This is a genomic window from Pseudomonas oryzihabitans (genome assembly GCF_024652905.1).
Lineage (GTDB): Bacteria > Pseudomonadota > Gammaproteobacteria > Pseudomonadales > Pseudomonadaceae > Chryseomonas > Chryseomonas benzopyrenica.
The window spans coordinates 2,187,983-2,203,283 of sequence record NZ_CP102428.1; the positions used below are offsets into that span (position 1 = coordinate 2,187,983).

At 63.5% G+C, this 15,301-nt stretch carries 12 protein-coding genes; 5 read left to right on the forward strand and 7 right to left on the reverse strand.

From position 1 onward, the window contains the following. Positions 1–142 precede the first annotated feature (142 nt). On the reverse strand, positions 143–2,512 hold the full coding sequence (gene ppsA, locus NRG74_RS10265; protein WP_026083586.1) for a phosphoenolpyruvate synthase: 2,370 nt from the start codon (positions 2,510–2,512) through the stop codon (positions 143–145). A gap of 126 nt (positions 2,513–2,638) precedes the next feature. On the opposite strand from ppsA, the gene ppsR reads away from it, so the two are divergent. After that, positions 2,639–3,457: a posphoenolpyruvate synthetase regulatory kinase/phosphorylase PpsR gene (gene ppsR, locus NRG74_RS10270; RefSeq protein ID WP_058767088.1), complete on the forward strand. Its 819-nt coding sequence runs from the start codon at positions 2,639–2,641 to the stop codon at positions 3,455–3,457. A gap of 49 nt (positions 3,458–3,506) precedes the next feature. Next, complete coding sequence (locus NRG74_RS10275; RefSeq protein WP_017638901.1) at positions 3,507–4,136, forward strand: LysE family translocator; 630 nt, start codon at positions 3,507–3,509, stop codon at positions 4,134–4,136. A 1-nt stretch (position 4,137) separates the two neighbouring features. On the opposite strand, the gene NRG74_RS10280 is transcribed toward NRG74_RS10275, so the two are convergent. The 3 genes from NRG74_RS10280 to NRG74_RS10290 form a co-directional block, all read right to left on the reverse strand. Continuing rightward, a complete protein-coding gene (locus NRG74_RS10280) occupies positions 4,138–5,202 on the reverse strand; it encodes a hypothetical protein (protein ID WP_257706440.1) in 1,065 nt (354 codons plus the stop codon). Positions 5,203–5,304: 102 nt separating this feature from the next. After that, positions 5,305–5,805: a GNAT family N-acetyltransferase gene (locus NRG74_RS10285; protein WP_017638903.1), complete on the reverse strand. Its 501-nt coding sequence runs from the start codon at positions 5,803–5,805 to the stop codon at positions 5,305–5,307. Positions 5,806–5,897: 92 nt separating this feature from the next. Next, positions 5,898–8,300 (reverse strand): TonB-dependent siderophore receptor, encoded by a 2,403-nt coding sequence (locus tag NRG74_RS10290; protein ID WP_257706441.1) that lies wholly within the window; start codon positions 8,298–8,300, stop codon positions 5,898–5,900. A gap of 438 nt (positions 8,301–8,738) precedes the next feature. On the opposite strand from NRG74_RS10290, the gene NRG74_RS10295 reads away from it, so the two are divergent. The 3 genes from NRG74_RS10295 to NRG74_RS10305 are packed head-to-tail and all read left to right on the forward strand — an operon-like array spanning position 8,739 to position 11,967. After that, positions 8,739–10,025 (forward strand): CHASE2 domain-containing protein, encoded by a 1,287-nt coding sequence (locus NRG74_RS10295; RefSeq protein WP_257706442.1) that lies wholly within the window; start codon positions 8,739–8,741, stop codon positions 10,023–10,025. Beyond that, positions 10,022–10,381 carry a hypothetical protein gene (locus NRG74_RS10300; protein ID WP_017638906.1) on the forward strand — a complete coding sequence of 120 codons (360 nt, stop codon included), beginning with the start codon at positions 10,022–10,024 and terminating at the stop codon, positions 10,379–10,381. The genes NRG74_RS10295 and NRG74_RS10300 overlap by 4 nt, the downstream gene beginning before the upstream one ends. Before the next feature lie 2 nt (positions 10,382–10,383). Continuing rightward, the gene (locus NRG74_RS10305) at positions 10,384–11,967 is read left to right on the forward strand and encodes a M48 family metallopeptidase (RefSeq protein WP_257706443.1); all 1,584 of its coding nucleotides are present in this window, start codon (positions 10,384–10,386) and stop codon (positions 11,965–11,967) included. 118 nt (positions 11,968–12,085) lie between these two features. On the opposite strand, the gene NRG74_RS10310 is transcribed toward NRG74_RS10305, so the two are convergent. From NRG74_RS10310 to NRG74_RS10320, 3 genes are read right to left on the reverse strand one after another with little or no spacing between them, the layout of a single operon-like run. Further along, positions 12,086–14,083 carry a CHASE2 domain-containing protein gene (locus tag NRG74_RS10310; RefSeq protein WP_257706444.1) on the reverse strand — a complete coding sequence of 666 codons (1,998 nt, stop codon included), beginning with the start codon at positions 14,081–14,083 and terminating at the stop codon, positions 12,086–12,088. A 10-nt stretch (positions 14,084–14,093) separates the two neighbouring features. Beyond that, positions 14,094–14,726, reverse strand: a complete 633-nt coding sequence (locus NRG74_RS10315) for an OmpA family protein (protein ID WP_160922853.1) — start codon at positions 14,724–14,726, stop codon at positions 14,094–14,096. Then, on the reverse strand, positions 14,723–15,172 hold the full coding sequence (locus tag NRG74_RS10320; protein WP_160922852.1) for a FecR family protein: 450 nt from the start codon (positions 15,170–15,172) through the stop codon (positions 14,723–14,725). The genes NRG74_RS10315 and NRG74_RS10320 overlap by 4 nt, the downstream gene beginning before the upstream one ends. Positions 15,173–15,301 lie beyond the last annotated feature (129 nt).

A 15,301-nucleotide genomic window follows, 5' to 3' on the forward strand; every position in this document is an offset into this window, starting at 1 on the left:
TCTCGTGCAAGGATCCTGCCCCCGTGTGGTGAGGCGATCCGGCGAACGTGACTCCAGCTGGGCAGGGCCACGCTCGTGGGGAATGGGGGATTAATCCTGGAAAGAGTCACCCTGCCTCAGGCAGGCAGGGTGACCCCTGGGATCAGGCGTTGCCTTCAGCCAGGAAGAACCAGGTGTCGAGCACGGAGTCGGGGTTGAGCGAGACGCTCTCGATGCCCTGCTCCATCAGCCACTTGGCCAGGTCCGGGTGGTCCGAGGGACCCTGACCGCAGATGCCGATGTACTTACCGGCCCGGTTACAGGCCGCGATGGCATTGGCCAGCAGCTTCTTGACCGCCGGATTACGCTCGTCGAACAGGTGGGCAATGATGCCGGAGTCCCGATCCAGGCCCAGGGTGAGCTGGGTCAGATCGTTGGAGCCGATGGAGAAGCCGTCGAAGTGCTCGAGGAACTCGTCCGCCAACAGGGCGTTGGAGGGCAGCTCGCACATCATGATGACGCGCAGGTCGTTCTCACCGCGCTTGAGGCCGTTCTCGCCGAGCAGCTCGACCACCCGCGCCGCCTCGTCCAGGGTGCGCACGAAGGGCACCATGAGCTCGACGTTGGTCAGGCCCATCTCTTCGCGCACCTTCTTCATGGCGCGGCATTCCAGCTCGAAGCAATCGCGGAAGTTCTCGCTGATGTAGCGAGAGGCACCGCGGAAGCCCAGCATGGGGTTCTCTTCCTCAGGTTCGTAGAGTTTGCCGCCGATCAGATTGGCGTACTCGTTGGACTTGAAGTCCGATAGGCGCACGATGACCTTTTTCGGCCAGAAGGCGGCGGCCAGGGTGGACACCCCTTCCACCAGCTTTTCGACATAGAAGCCGACCGGATCCGAGTAACCGGCGATGCGCTTGTCGACGCTTTCCTTCACCTCGAAGGGCAGGCTGTCGTAGTTGAGCAGCGCCTTGGGGTGCACGCCGATCATGCGGTTGATGATGAATTCCAGGCGGGCCAGGCCCACGCCAGCATTGGGCAGCTGGGCGAAGTCGAAGGCGCGGTCGGGGTTACCGACGTTCATCATGATCTTGAATGGCAGCTCGGGCATGGCATCCACCGAGCTCTGGCGGATGTCGAAGTCCAGTTCGCCTTCGTAGATCAGGCCGGTGTCACCTTCGGCACAGGAGACGGTGACGGTCTGGCCGTCCTTGAGCAGGCTGGTGGCGTTGCCGCAACCGACCACGGCCGGGATCCCCAGCTCGCGGGCGATGATGGCGGCGTGGCAGGTACGGCCGCCGCGGTTGGTGACGATGGCGCTGGCGCGCTTCATCACCGGCTCCCAGTCGGGATCGGTCATGTCGGAGACCAGGACGTCACCGGGCTGGACACGATCCATCTCGCTCACGTCGCGGATGATCTTGACCTTGCCGGCGCCGATGCGCTGGCCGATGGCGCGGCCTTCCACCAGCACCAGGCCCTTGTCCTTGAGCAGGTAGCGCTCCATGACGGTGGCGCTGGCCCGGCTCTTCACCGTTTCCGGGCGCGCCTGGACGATGTAGAGCTTGCCGTCGTCGCCGTCCTTGGCCCATTCGATGTCCATCGGCCGACCATAGTGACGCTCGATGATCAGCGCCTGCTTGGACAGTTCGGTGACCTCGGCATCGGTGATGGAGAAACGCGCGCGATCCGCGGGCTCGACATCGACGGTGCGCACGGAGCGACCGGCCTTGGCTTCTTCGCCATAGACCATCTTGATGGCCTTGCTGCCCAGGTTGCGTCTGAGGATGGCCGGGCGACCGGCTTCCAGGGTGGGCTTGTGGACATAGAATTCGTCCGGGTTCACCGCGCCCTGCACCACGGTCTCGCCCAGGCCATAGGCAGCGGTGACGAAGACCGCATCGCGGAAACCGGATTCGGTATCCAGGGTGAAGAGCACGCCAGCGGCGCCGGTTTCCGAACGCACCATGCGCTGCACGCCGGCGGACAGGGCGACCAGCTTGTGATCGAAGCCCTGGTGCACGCGGTAGGCGATGGCGCGGTCATTGAAGAGGGAGGCGAAGACTTCCTTGGCCGCGCGGATGACGTTGTCGACGCCGCGGATATTGAGGAAGGTTTCCTGCTGACCGGCGAAGGAGGCATCCGGCAGGTCTTCGGCGGTCGCCGAGGAGCGTACGGCGACAGCGAGATTGGGGTTGCCTGCCGAGATCTCGGCGAAGGCCCGGCGGATTTCGGCGTCCAGGCGCTCGGGGAAAGGCGCGTCCATTACCCACTGGCGGATCTGGGCGCCGGTCTTGGCCAGGGCGACGACGTCGTCGACATCCAGGGCATCGAGGGCCGCGTGGATACGCTCGTTCAGCCCACTCTGCTCAAGGAAATCGCGATAGGCCTGGGCCGTGGTGGCGAACCCGCCCGGCACGGAGACGCCCGCGTTGGCCAGGTTGGCGATCATCTCGCCGAGGGATGCGTTCTTGCCGCCCACGCGCTCGACGTCGTGCACGCCAAGCTGCTCCAGTGAAATTACATACTCGTCCAAGGTCTTCTCTCCATCTTGTGTCTTTGTGGGAAAGCAGTACGCCTCGGCGCTCGCCCCATGGACAGTGGACGGCGGTAGGTTACAGTGCAGCGATCCCTGCCCCGTACGCCACCAGGACGTCCCTCCATGCAACGAACCGCCTTTTTCATTTCCGACGGTACCGGCATCACGGCCGAAACCCTCGGTCAGAGCCTCCTGGCCCAGTTCGGGGACATCACCTTCAGGAAGGTCACCCGCCCCTACGTGGATACGCTGGACAAGGCCAGGGCGATGGTACAGCAGATCAATGCCGCCGCCGTCCAGGACGGTGCGCGACCCATCATCTTCGATACCATCGTCAACCGCGACATCCGGGCCATTCTGGACCAGTCGAACGGGTTCATGATCGACATCTTCTCCACGTTTTTATCCCCGCTCGAACGGGAACTTTCCGCCGAATCTTCGTATTCGGTAGGGAAGTCACATTCGATCATGCACAATAGTCACTACATGGAGCGGATCGAGGCCGTCAATTTCGCACTCGAAAACGACGACGGCGCCCGCACGACCCACTATGCCCAGGCCGATCTGATCCTGGTGGGGGTCTCGCGCTGCGGCAAGACGCCGACCTGCCTCTACATGGCACTGCAATACGGCATCCGCGCGGCGAACTATCCGTTGACCGAGGAGGACATGGAGCGCCTGCAACTCCCCGCCTCGCTCAAGACCTATCGCGACAAGCTGTTCGGGCTGACCATCGACGCCGAGCGGCTGGCGGCGATTCGCCACGAGCGCCGGCCGAACAGCCGCTATGCGAGCTTCGCCCAGTGCGAATTCGAACTACGCGAGGTGGAGAGTCTGTTCCGCCGCGAGAACATCTCCTTCATCAACACCACGCATTTTTCCGTAGAGGAGATCTCGGCGAAGATTCTGGTGGAGAAAGGCGTGGAAAGACGGTTTAAATAGCCGACCACCCTTCCTCTTCGGCGCCCTCGCGGCGCACCAGGCGACCGCCATGAATCTCGTCGATGCCCTGCTGTTCTTTCCGGTCGCCCTGCTCATCGCCCTGACACCCGGCCCCAACAACTTCTGCTCGCTCGGCAATGGCATCCGTCACGGCGCGGTGACGGCGGGACTGGCGGCCCTGGGTCGCAATGTGGCCTTCGTGATCTTCCTGGTGATTTCGGCGGTGGGCCTGGGCGCCATGCTGCTGGCCTCGGAAACGGCCTTTACCGTCATCAAGTGGATCGGTGCGTTCTATCTGCTCTACCTGGGCGTGAAGAGCTGGCGCAGCCGGGCCTTCGACGGCCTGGACCTGAGCGAGAACGGCGCAGCGCAACCACGCGCGCTGCATCGGTTGATGCTGCAGGAATTTCTCATCGGCATCAGCAACCCCAAGGCGATCCTGCTGTTCGCCGCGGTCTTTCCGCAATTCATCGACCCCACCCAGCCGACCACCCAACAATTCGTCTACCTGGGTGGTACCCACTTGTTCGCGGAAATGGTCGCGGCCTTCATCTATGGCCTGTTCGGCCGGCAAATCCGCCGCTTCATCCGCGGGCCCCGCGGAGTGCGCCGCCTCAACCAGGCCACCGGCGCCTTCTTTGCAGGCGCAGGCGGCCTGCTGCTGACCGCTCACCGCTAGCTCAGGACGTTACCAGGTGGGACTGGGCAGCGCCCAGCTTCGCCAGGGCCGCCTCTATCGCCGACCAAGGCCTTTCCGGGCGCACTGCTGGCCTGCCTATGGCGGCCTGGCGAGCGGCCCGCACCAGGCAAGCGAATTCGGCCGCCACCGCATCGGCCTGCGTCACGTCGGCGTCCCTGGAAAGGACCGCGGGTGACAGCCAGAGGCGCTCCTGCAGGCGTTCGCCGGCCTGGCGAACGAAGTGCAGCCGCCGTTGCTGGCCTACGGGTCCGGCTTCAGTCTCTTCGATCAAGCCCAGCGACAGCGTCTTGTAGGCCGGCAGTCGATCGAGCAGCCCCTGCTGGGCCTGGACCGACCGTGGCCAATCGACATGCAGCCCCTCCAGCGGCAGACCGGCAGCCAACCCCAGGTTCTCGATCAACTCACCATGACGCACACCCAGCAGCTTCTTCAGCGGCTCGCGTTGCAGCAGGTTGTAGGCTCTTTCGAAGGCGGTACGCCAGGCCAGCGGCAGTTCCAGCGTCAGCAGCGGCTCGTCGATCTGGATCCATTCCACGCCCTGGGCGGCCAACCGCGCGAAGATCTCGCCGTAGACCGGCAGCAACGCTTCCAGCAGTTCGAGGCGATCGAAGGCCGGATCGAGCGAGCGACCGAGCCATAGATAGCTCAGGGGTCCGAGGATCACCGGCTTGACCAGCAGACCGAGCGCCTGGGCCTCGGCGACCTCGTTGAACAGCTGCTCCCAGCCGATGGCAAAGGACTGGTCCGCGGTGAATACCGGGACCTGACAGGGGCCGGCGAATCCCAGATCGTCTGCCGCCTCGGTGCGAGTGGCGGCGCCGACCAGATACGAATGCGCCAGAACCCGATCGCCCCAGCCGAAGTCGCCTACTGCGAGCCACTCACAACCCGCGGCCTGCTGGGCGCGCCACGCCTGCTGACGCTGCTGACGTCCCTGGGCGATCAGGGCGGCCCGGTCGCAATCGTCGAGAGACGCCATCGTCGCCAGGGACGCGTCACCCTGTTGCTCGCGCCGCGCGGAACTCTGGGAATGAATCTTGACCATTGCACACCTCCACCAGACAAGGTGAAGATTGTCGTCGCGCATGACCCATGAAAAAAACTCAGGTTTCTTGTGGTGAACTCAAGTTTCTCTCATACACCGCGATCAGGGTTTGAAGCGCGCCATGCTGTAGGCGTCGACGAACACCCCATCGCGCAGGGCATAGCGCCGCAGCAGCCCTTCTTCTTCGAAACCCAGCTTGCGATAGAGCGCCAGGGCCGGCTCGTTGTCGCTGAAGACGGTCAGTTCGACCCGTTGCAGATTCATCCAGTTGTCGGCGAGGTCGAGCAGGGCCGTCAGCAGCTGGGTACCTATGCCCTGCCCCTGGCAATCCCGGGCCACGCCCATGCCGAGGGCGCCACAGTGCTGGCGGCGAATGCGCTGCTGCTGTTCGAGACTGGCGCTACCCACCACCTGCCCCTGCCGCAGGGCGACCAATCCTATCCGCCCTTCGCGCTCGCCGCTCAGACGCTGCCGCCATTGTTCGGCGCTCTGATAGGGTAGCTGCAGCACCTGCCGCGCCACGGCCGGATCGCCATAGAGGGCAGCGAGACCCTCGGCATGGCGATCAGCATAGCGTTCCAGATGGACGATCGGGCTGGACATGGGCGGCACTCCTTCGCAGAAGTCCGCAGCTTCGCCCAAGTCCGGTGGGTCGGACAAGGGCGAAGCGTGAGCCCGCTAACGGAGTCGCGGGATCAGAGGGTCCACTTCAGGCTGAGCATGACGTTGCGGGGATCGCCGTAGACGCCGGTACCAGTGCCCGTTGGAATGCCCTGCCAGTATTTCTCGTCGAAAATGTTGTTGAAGTTGACGCGACCATCCCAGTGCTCGTTGAAACGATAGCCCGCCATCACGCCCACCAGCGCATAGCTATCCTGTTTGGCTTCGCCATTACCGACACGCTCGAAGGTCCCGCTCTGAGCCAGCAGATCGGCGCCAATGCGCCACTTGCTCAGCTCGCCGGTGAGCTGATAGCTGGTGGCGGCCTTGAACAGGTGCTTGGGCTGCTCCGGCGCGAAGCGGCGGTCTTCGTAAACAGCGTCTTTCGTGAACTCGCTCAGCACCAGGGTATAGGCCGCCGACGCCTGCCAGTTGGGTGCGAATTGACCGGAGATTTCCGCATCTATGCCGCGACTGCGAACCTCGCCAGCGGCGGTGTAGCAGCTTTGCACCGGATAGCCCGGGCAGAAGGTCGCCTGGTTGCTCGGCAGGTAGGCGCGATTTTCCTGGACGGTGTCGAAGAGCGCGACGGAAGCGTTCAAGGCGCCATCGAAATAGGCGCCCTTCAGCCCGATCTCGTAGCTTTTGCCGGTCCGGGGTTCAAGTACCGAACCTCCGGTGTTCTGCTCGCTTTGCGGCTTGAAGATCTCGGTATAGCTGGCATACACCGAGTAGGTGTCGTTCAGGTCATAGATGATGCCGGCATAGGGCGTGAATTCGCGTGTGGCCTTGTAGTCGTTGTCACTGTAGAGATTGTCGAAGTCGTACCAGCTGACGCGTCCCCCAACGATGACGTGCAGGGGATCGATCGGATTGAGACGCGCAGCAGCGTAAATCGCTTCCTCGGTGGTGGTGTTCTTGCTGGCGTAAGGCGTCAAGCTGTCCTTGGCCGGCTTGGGAATGCTGCTGGGACGGAAGTTGTAGATGTCGACCGGGGTTGCGCCGGAAAAGCCCCCGCGCTGGTAGAACTTTTCCTGACGCCGACTGATGCCCACCATCAACTCATGCTCTCGACCCAGCAACTGGAAGGGGCCGCTCACCGAGGCATCGAGGTTGAGCTGGTCGGAATCCGTCCGATAGGCACCGGAGGCGGTGGCCAGATCGCTGACGGAGGAATAGCTGAAGTCCGGCGCTACAGAGGTCAGGTAATTGGAATAGGTATCCGAATTCGCCCAGACCTGCTGCGCTGCCAGCTTGGCCTTCCAGCCGTTGTCGAAGGTGTGGGTGATGTCCGAGAACAGGGTGTAGGTGTCCTGATCCCAGTACGCCCAGTCGCCGCTCAGGAAGGTGGAGCGTGACAGGTGCAGGTCTTCGCCATTGGGACCGCTGGGCAGGCTGCCCCAGTCGGAGGTCTTGTCCTCGCGCTGCTTGGAGGCGCCGATGGTCCAGGTGGTAGCGTCGCTGAGATCCGCTTCGAGCACGCCATAGAAGGTCTGGCGTTTGCGCTCGCGGACGTCCTGGAAGCTGTTGCTGTCTTCATAGGCAGCCACGGCGCGGCCGCGCAGGGTGCCAGCTTCATTCAGCTTGTTGGAGGCGTCGACCTCGGTACGATAGCGATCCCAGCTGCCGGCGCTGGTGGTGACGCTGACCTGCGGAAAGGCGGTCGGGCGTTTGCGCACCAGATTCAGGGTGGCCGAGGGATCACCAGCGCCGGTCATAAGGCCGGTGGCGCCGCGTACCACTTCGACGCGGTCGTAGATGGACAGGTCGGCCGAAGACAGGGTGTCGAGGGTAAAGGTCCCCGCCGTGGTGGGCAGACCGTCGTACATGATGTTGTCGATGCGGAAACCGCGCGACAGGAATTCCTGACGATCGCCACCGAACTTGTTCAATGTCACGCCCGGGGCATACTTCACGACGTCATTGAGGTCGGTCATGCCCTGGTCTTCCATGCGTTGCCGGGTGATGACACTGACCGACTGGGGCGTCTCGCGGATGGACAACGGCAGGCCGGTAGAGGTGCTCATCGCCCCGGTCGTGTAGGAGCGAGTGCCCTCGGTGCTCGCTCGTCCCACGAGCGAGCCATCGTCGGCGGTGATGGTGGTGGCATCCAGCGCCACGCTACCGGTCCCGGCCTGGGTGGCTGCCGGGGCGACGGTGGCGACGTTGCCGGACAGCGAGGCGGCCAAGCCACTGCCGGCCAGCAGCCGCTGCAAGGCAACGTCCGGCTCCATCCGCCCCGACAGCGCCGGCGCACCTTTGCCGGCCAGGGCCGCGGGATCGTAGTTCACCTTCAGGCCGCTGGCGCGCGCAAAGCTCTGCAGGGCATCGGCCAGCGGCTGCGCCGGTTGCGACAGGGCGATGGGTGCTGCCTGGGCCAAGGCTGTCACGCCCAGGGAAACGGAGAGCGCCAGGGCGCGAAGAGTGAAGTGCTGCATCTAGGTTCGTCCTCAGAATGGAAGCGGTCCGTCCATACCCCACGTAAGGACTCGACAGACCCGGCTCCCGGGTCCATGGACCTGCATCCAACGCCGCCAGCGGCGGGCTGAAAGACTATGAGATGATGTCCTATCTGTAAATGCAAATTAGTATCATGAATATACGCGAACGTTACCCATTGGCGTCCGTGCGCTCTAGGCTGCGGTTCCGTGAAGTTGCAGGAGCTGGGTGCACTTCAGGCAAAAGCTGCCTGATCCATTGCATCCAATACACTGGCGGAACATGGGTACCAGGGCTGGAGCAAAGACAAGAGAGCGGGCAAGCTACTCCCAGACGAAAAACGTGACGCAATTTGCAAAAAGCCCTCCATTGCCGCAGAGTTGCTCTCGCTTGAAACAAGGAACGTTTTGATGTGCCAAGGAATGCCACCAAGGTCCATGACCCGTCTGCGTCGTGGGCTGCTGCTAGGCGTACTAGGGCTGCTGATCCTGGCCTGTGATCCCTTGGGCTTGTCCAGCGCCACGGACAAGGCCAGCGAACAATTCTTCAATCGACTGCTGTCGGCCTTCTACTCCGATCGCGGCCAGCAACAGATCGTTTTGCTGTTGCTGGACGATGCCTTTCTGCTTCGGCACGATCTGCATTGGCCTCTGCCTTATCAGGAACAGGCCAAGGTGTTGGCGCGGCTGCTGCATTATCGGCCCCAGGCGGTATTCGTCGACCTGCTGTATAGCCATGATCACTCCCGGGCGAACGAGACGCCGCAGGTACTAGCCAACGTCTTCGCCCGCTATGCCCAGCAGGACATTCCAGTGTTACTCGCCAGCACCGGGCAGACGCTCCCGCAGACGAATCAGGCGGATACCCTGTCTGAGCTGGCGAAGGTGACGAAGCCGGCCATCATCCAATGGGATGACCAGGGGGACCGCTATCCCCTCACCGTAACCGGCAGCGACGGTCAGCCGCTGCCTACACCTGCCCAAGCGCTCTATCAGGAATACTGTCAACGCCAGACTTGCGAGCTGCGTGAGATGGCAGCGGATGCGCCTCCCATCGCCGTGCAATGGGGACTGCATACGGCTAGCCAGCAGCCTTTGCTCAGCAACAGCCAGCATTGCCAACTGCGCTCCAGTGCCCTGGCGGAGACCTTCCAGATGGTGCTGACGGCGTTGTTCTGGCGCTTCTCCACTCCCGCGACCCTGCCCTGCCCCTATACCCTCACCCTGAATGCAGCGGAACTGGAAACGACCCTGCCCGAGGAGCGGGCGCTGCTGCGCAGCGTATTACAAGGGCGCCTGGTTCTGGTGGGTGCCGACATCACGGGGGCGGCGGATCGCATCCATTCACCGGTTCACGGACAGATCCCGGCGGTCTATCAGCACGCCATGGCCTTGGATAATCTCATTACCTTACAGGCCGACTACTACCGAGACCCGCCAAGCCTGGGCGATACCTCACTGGATGTCATCAGTATCGTCGGCCTGGTGTTTGCAGCCGCCATCCTCGCCATCGTCCTGGTTCGCGAGCAAGGTTGGTTCACTAGGCTCTACCTGAGAACGGTGCTGGCAATCCTCCTGTTGGCCGCCATGGCCGTCTGCTACCTGCTGAGCCTGACGCCGCTCAACGTGGTCGGTCTGGGACTGCTCAGCCTCACCCTTTTTCGCAATCACCTAGAAGCTCGGGCGGAGACCCGAGATCACATCCGGCAAGGAGAACAATCATGATCAAAGCCTGGCTCACCAGCGCAATTCTCGTGGTATCGCTTGAGCTTCAGGCCGCTCCCCTCACGGTCGTGGCGATCGAGAGCGACCCCTTGAGCCTGCTCGACCCACTCGGCAAACCCTTGGGTAGCCTGTCTCGGGATCGCCTGCCCCAGCTGCCGCTGCCGGTCTTGTCCACCAACGAACTGGATCTAGTGGAGGTACAACTGGATGGCCGGCGAGTCTGGCTGGACCGGATGGACGTGCGCCTGAACCAGGGCGCAGAGGTAAAGATGCCGTGCGCCAAGCTGGCCAGTGGCACGGCCGACCGCAGCAGTGGGGCCACCTTGGGCTACGGCGCCGGCTGCGCTAAGGAGTAGCGATGAACACCGCCCGCGCTGTCCTACCGCTGCTCTTTGGCTGCCTCGTGCTGAGCGGATGTGGGACGCTCACCGGGGCGCCCGATGCCCTGGCCAATCTGTCAGGAAAGCATACGTATGCCACCTTCGACGGCCACTATCTGGATCAACCGGATGTGCGAGCCCACCGCACGCTCGATGCCCGGCACGTCGAAAACCTGCGCCTCAGCTACGATGGCCGCAGTCTTCCAGCCAATGAGGTGCGCCAGCAGAACCTCGTCGCCATTGCTCCGCTACAGGAGTATCTGGATGGCATCGTGCAAAAACTCGGGCGGGGCTGGCCGGGTGAGATGCCATCCCTCAAGATCGGCCTGGTCGACAGTTACGCCTTCGGCCCTTCGGCCGATCCCTACGGCAACATCTTCGTGCCCCTGGGGATGTTGGAAAACGTCGCCAGCGAAGATGAAATCGCCGCCATGCTGGCTCATGAAATGAGCCACGTTCTGCTGCGGCACCATGATCGCCGTAAGGCGTTCATCCAGCAGAAAGAGAACGTCACTCGCATGGCGACCTTGGCGATCTTGGGTGCGACAGTGGCCGACACGCGCATGGATCGCGCTGGCGATCAGGTCCGCTTCAACCAGAAGAATCCCGCTGAAACCGGCAAGATCATCAACCGTACCCTCCTCTACAGCGCCTTGATCAACAGCTTTTCCGACAATGTCTGGAACACGGCCTGGGGCCGCGTCCAGGAGGATCAGGCAGATCTGCTCGGCGTCGACCTACTGATCCGTGCTGGCTATGCACCGCGGGCCGCCAGCCACAGCCTGCAACGCCTGGACGACTACCAGGGCAAGCAGACCCCGCTGATGGCCACCTTTCTTCAGGAACGCCAGTTGGGCCTCACGGCGGCGGTTACCAAGCTGGATGTCAATGGGGTGCTCAAGGAAGCTCAGACATTCCTCAATCAAGGCATGCTGGTAAGCATTACCACGGCCAGTGACTACCTGCAGCGCTCGCACATGTCGCCCATGCAACGTGATAAGGACCTGCGCCAGTACCTGCAGCGGGAGTATCAGGGCGAGCGGCGCGCCCAGGTGGAGCGCTCGCGCTGGTCGCACCTGCGTGAGGATCTTCGGGTACGGGCCGCACTCAGTGCCTACCGCGATGCCTATGGCGCCAATGTGGCCCTGGAACGCAAGGATCTGCGAGGTGCTCAAGCCCTGGTCGAACGTGCCCTGTCATCACCGGTAGCCAACCAACCCGGCATCCGCCGTGCAGCCTTCAATCTTCACCTGGCCCAGGGTAATCGGCAGCAGGCGGCGGCAACCCTGCAGGCCATCGAGAACTGGCGCCTGGCGAGTCCGGAGCTTTACGAGCTGGCAATTTCCGCACGCCTGAACAACGGCGATCCCCAGGGTGCGCTCGCCTTGATCGATCAAGGCGAGCAGAACTTCGGCTCCGAAGAAATGTTCATCGTGCAGAAGATCCATGCTGCGCGACAACTCAAGGACCAGCCCGCCCAGCAGCGGCTGGGTAAGAAATGCCTGACCTATCCCAGCGTCAAAGCCAATTGCGTGAAGTTGGTGCCAGGGCTGAAGGCTTGATCCGTTACGCGAGGGACGCTTCCTGACCATGGGGCATCTCCGATTCGGCATCCGAACACCCTGTACAGGACCGCCCGTCCGGCTTGGCGATGTCACAGATAGTCGGTGCCGCACCCGTTCAGACCAGGCGCCGACTTCCCCCCGCCCCTTCATCGCGAAAATGCTGGGCGATGGTCAGGATCTGCGGCTCGATGGCCAGGAAGGCATCGAGCACCTGGGGATCGAAGGTGCTGCCACGCATCTCGCGCATCATCTGCAGCGAGTCTTCGTGGCTGAAAGGCTCCTTGTAGCAGCGACGACTGATCAGCGCATCGTAGATGTCGGCCACCGCCATGATTCGCCCGGCCAAGGGAATGTCTGTACCGGACAGCCTGTTGGGATAGCCGCTGCCGTCCCATTTCTCATGGTGGGTACTGGCGATCTCGGCGGCCAGGGCGAGGAAGTTGTCATCCTCCAGATGGCTGGCGGTGCTGAGGATGATCTGGCGACCGAATTCGGCGTGCCGTTGCATCACCTGCATTTCCTCGGGCGTCAGCCGCCCGGGCTTGAGCAGGATGGCATCCGGCACCCCGACCTTGCCGATGTCATGCAGCGGCGCGGACAGGAACAGCAGCTGGATATAGTCCGGCGTCAGCAGGTCCGCCGCCTGACCGGTGCGTCTCATCTGCTCGGCGATGGCACGGACATAGTGTTGGGTGCGCTTGATATGGGCACCGGTCTCGGGATCCCGGGTCTCGGCCACCGCGGCCATCGACTCGATGGTGACCTGGCGTGACCGTTCCAGTTGCCGGCGCCAACGCTCTTCGTACTGGCGCGCCAGGATGATCCGGGTGACCAACGCCAGGCCCGACAACATCGCCACCAGCAGCAGGAGCGCGGCCAGGGGCAGGAAGACGTCGTAGCGCACGAACAGCCAGATGCCCAGCAGCTGTGGCAGGATGATCAACGCTGCCGCCAACAGGGCGAAGCGGCGCTGATTGCGGTTGTAGAAAAACCCGGCGGACAACAATAGGCCGCCGATCAGGCACAACGCCAGTTGCAGTACCCCGGCGAACTGGGGGATCCGCACCAAGGCGTCGTCCAGCAGGTCCTGGGTCAGGGCGGCCTGCAGCCTGACACCGGAAAAGGTCTGGCCCAGGGCCGTCGTGTGCAGATCATTGAAGCCCGCGGCAGATACGCCGACGAAGACCACCTTGCCCTTGAGCCTGGCGGGCGCCGCCGCGCCGCTGAGCACCGCCAGCGCCGAGACCTCAGGATAATGCTCGGCAGTGCTGTGCAGGTGCAGCAGCGCCTGGCCTCGGCTGTCGAGCGGCAGACGGTGATCGCCAAGCCGCAGCACCGGTCCGGTGACGCTGGTCTCCACTACGCCCTCGGTCAGCCCCAGGGCGCGCATGGTGGCGGCCAGGGCCAGACTGGGATGGATGATGCCCTGATGACTGAGCAGCAGGGGGGCGCGCCTGAGGATGCCATCGCTGTCACGCTGGCTGTTGATGAAGCCGCTGAAGCGCGTTTGACTGGCGATAGGGGCTACGTTGTCCAGCGCGCCAGTGGCCTCGGGCAGCGCCAGGGCGTCGAGGGCACCGCTGAAGCCAACCCCGGGCCGTAGGCCGCTGGAAGCGGGCTGGTGCAGATCGAGGAAGAAGAAGCGGGCGGCGATGGCCCCCGTCTGTCCCATAACGTAGCCAAGATAGCCATCGTTGTCCTGCAACTCCGCAGGCACACCGGAAAAGCTCAGGTCCATGCCGAAGTCGTCTTTGAAGCTCTGCTGCAACGCCTTGAGCGAGGTGCGGTCCGGCTCGCTGAACAAGACGTCGATGGCGATCGCGGCGGGCTCGGCTTCGGCGATGCGGGAGAGCAGCTCGGCTACCCGATAGCGGGGCCAGGGCCACTGGCCCAGTGCCGCCAGGCTGGCTTCGTCGATGCTGACCACCTGTACCCCGGTCGCCTCCTCGTCGCTGGCCGAAAAGCGGCTCAGCTGATCGTAGGCGAGGCGGTCGAGATGCTGCAGGGGCGTCCATTGCAGCAAGGCGGCGAAGCCAAAGGCCAGTGACAGCCCCAGACTGACCAGGAACATCCAGGGCGCGCGACGACGCAACGGGTGGGTGACGGATTTCATGCACCAGACCCTAGAGAATCAGGACTTCGGCACGGCGATTGCGCGGCTCCGACTTTCCCGGACGAGACGGCACCAGTGGCACCGTGTCGCCGAAGAACTCGACGTTGATACGCAGTTTGGGATCGAGCCGCTGCAGCAGACCGGCCACCTTGCGGGCGCGCTGCCCCGAGAGGTCGAGATTGTAGGAAGGCGTACCCGACGCATCCGCGTGGCCGAATACCGAAATCTCGGTAGGCATGCGCTGGCGCGCAGCGTCCAGCACCTCTGGTAGCAGCGCTTTGGATTGCGGTGTCAGCTCCATACTGTCGGACCGGAAGTTGAGCACGAAGGTCTTTGGCGGCGAGGGCTGGGCCGCCAGCACCTGGCGGTGCTGCTGCTCGAAGAGCGGCTGGGCCACTGACTGCGCGGCAGTCGGCGCCTGATTCGGTCCGGCTACCGTAACCTCGGCAAAGCCCTGGTCGATTGCCTGGCGCCCGGCGGAGCTGGTGACGGAGACGGCACCGACGTGCCCATCCTCGTCGGGCATCAGGGTGACCCTGGTCTGGGGCAGCGGCGGGCTGGCACAGCCGCCCAGCACCAGCGCCGACAGCAGGACACCTAGCAGCAGGCGACCCTGGGACGAGGCAGCGATCACGGCGCTCATTGGGCCTGGACCAGGAAGCGGGTGCCACGCACGCCGATGGTGGCGGAAGGCGTCTCGATCTTCACCGAGTCGGGCGAGACCTTGCCGATCTTGCCGGACGAGTAGATGGCCGCGCCTTTGGTGAGGTAGACCGAGAAGCCATAACGGCTGCTCTTGGGTTCAAACAGGTAATCGCGCAGCTGCACATCGGCGTCGTTGCCCAGGGTGAGCAGGGTACCGTCGAGAAAGACGATGGCCGCGGTGGATTCCGGGCCCGCCTGCAAGCGATCGGCCACCTGCAGGGTGGTGCCGGCCTGGGCCTGGAAGGTCGTCGTCTGACGCAGCACCTTGACGCTGCCCGACACGCTCTTGATCAGCGCGACGTGGGACTCTTCCGCGGCAGTCACCAGTGGTGATCCCAGCACCTGCACACCGAGCAGCGCCAACGCGCACAGTATTCTTTTCATGCTTTCCTGTCCTTGGATGGACGACGTGCTTGGACGGTCTCTGACTAGGCAACGCGGGTTGCAGCAGGCGCCCAGGCAACTTCCCGAAGCAGCCTGCTACCCAGCGAGCCGGGCACTAGGCTCGTGAAC

Bases quoted from the DNA above. Each gene is read 5' to 3' on its own strand.
- ppsR (WP_058767088.1), top strand. From the start codon at position 2,639: ATGCAACGAACCGCCTTTTTCATTTCCGACGGTACCGGCATCACGGCC.
- NRG74_RS10275 (WP_017638901.1), top strand. From the start codon at position 3,507: ATGAATCTCGTCGATGCCCTGCTGTTCTTTCCGGTCGCCCTGCTCATC.
- NRG74_RS10280 (WP_257706440.1), bottom strand. From the start codon at position 5,202: ATGGTCAAGATTCATTCCCAGAGTTCCGCGCGGCGCGAGCAACAGGGT.
- NRG74_RS10285 (WP_017638903.1), bottom strand. From the start codon at position 5,805: ATGTCCAGCCCGATCGTCCATCTGGAACGCTATGCTGATCGCCATGCC.
- NRG74_RS10290 (WP_257706441.1), bottom strand. From the start codon at position 8,300: ATGCAGCACTTCACTCTTCGCGCCCTGGCGCTCTCCGTTTCCCTGGGC.
- NRG74_RS10295 (WP_257706442.1), top strand. From the start codon at position 8,739: ATGACCCGTCTGCGTCGTGGGCTGCTGCTAGGCGTACTAGGGCTGCTG.
- NRG74_RS10300 (WP_017638906.1), top strand. From the start codon at position 10,022: ATGATCAAAGCCTGGCTCACCAGCGCAATTCTCGTGGTATCGCTTGAG.
- NRG74_RS10305 (WP_257706443.1), top strand. From the start codon at position 10,384: ATGAACACCGCCCGCGCTGTCCTACCGCTGCTCTTTGGCTGCCTCGTG.
- NRG74_RS10310 (WP_257706444.1), bottom strand. From the start codon at position 14,083: ATGAAATCCGTCACCCACCCGTTGCGTCGTCGCGCGCCCTGGATGTTC.
- NRG74_RS10315 (WP_160922853.1), bottom strand. From the start codon at position 14,726: ATGAGCGCCGTGATCGCTGCCTCGTCCCAGGGTCGCCTGCTGCTAGGT.
- NRG74_RS10320 (WP_160922852.1), bottom strand. From the start codon at position 15,172: ATGAAAAGAATACTGTGCGCGTTGGCGCTGCTCGGTGTGCAGGTGCTG.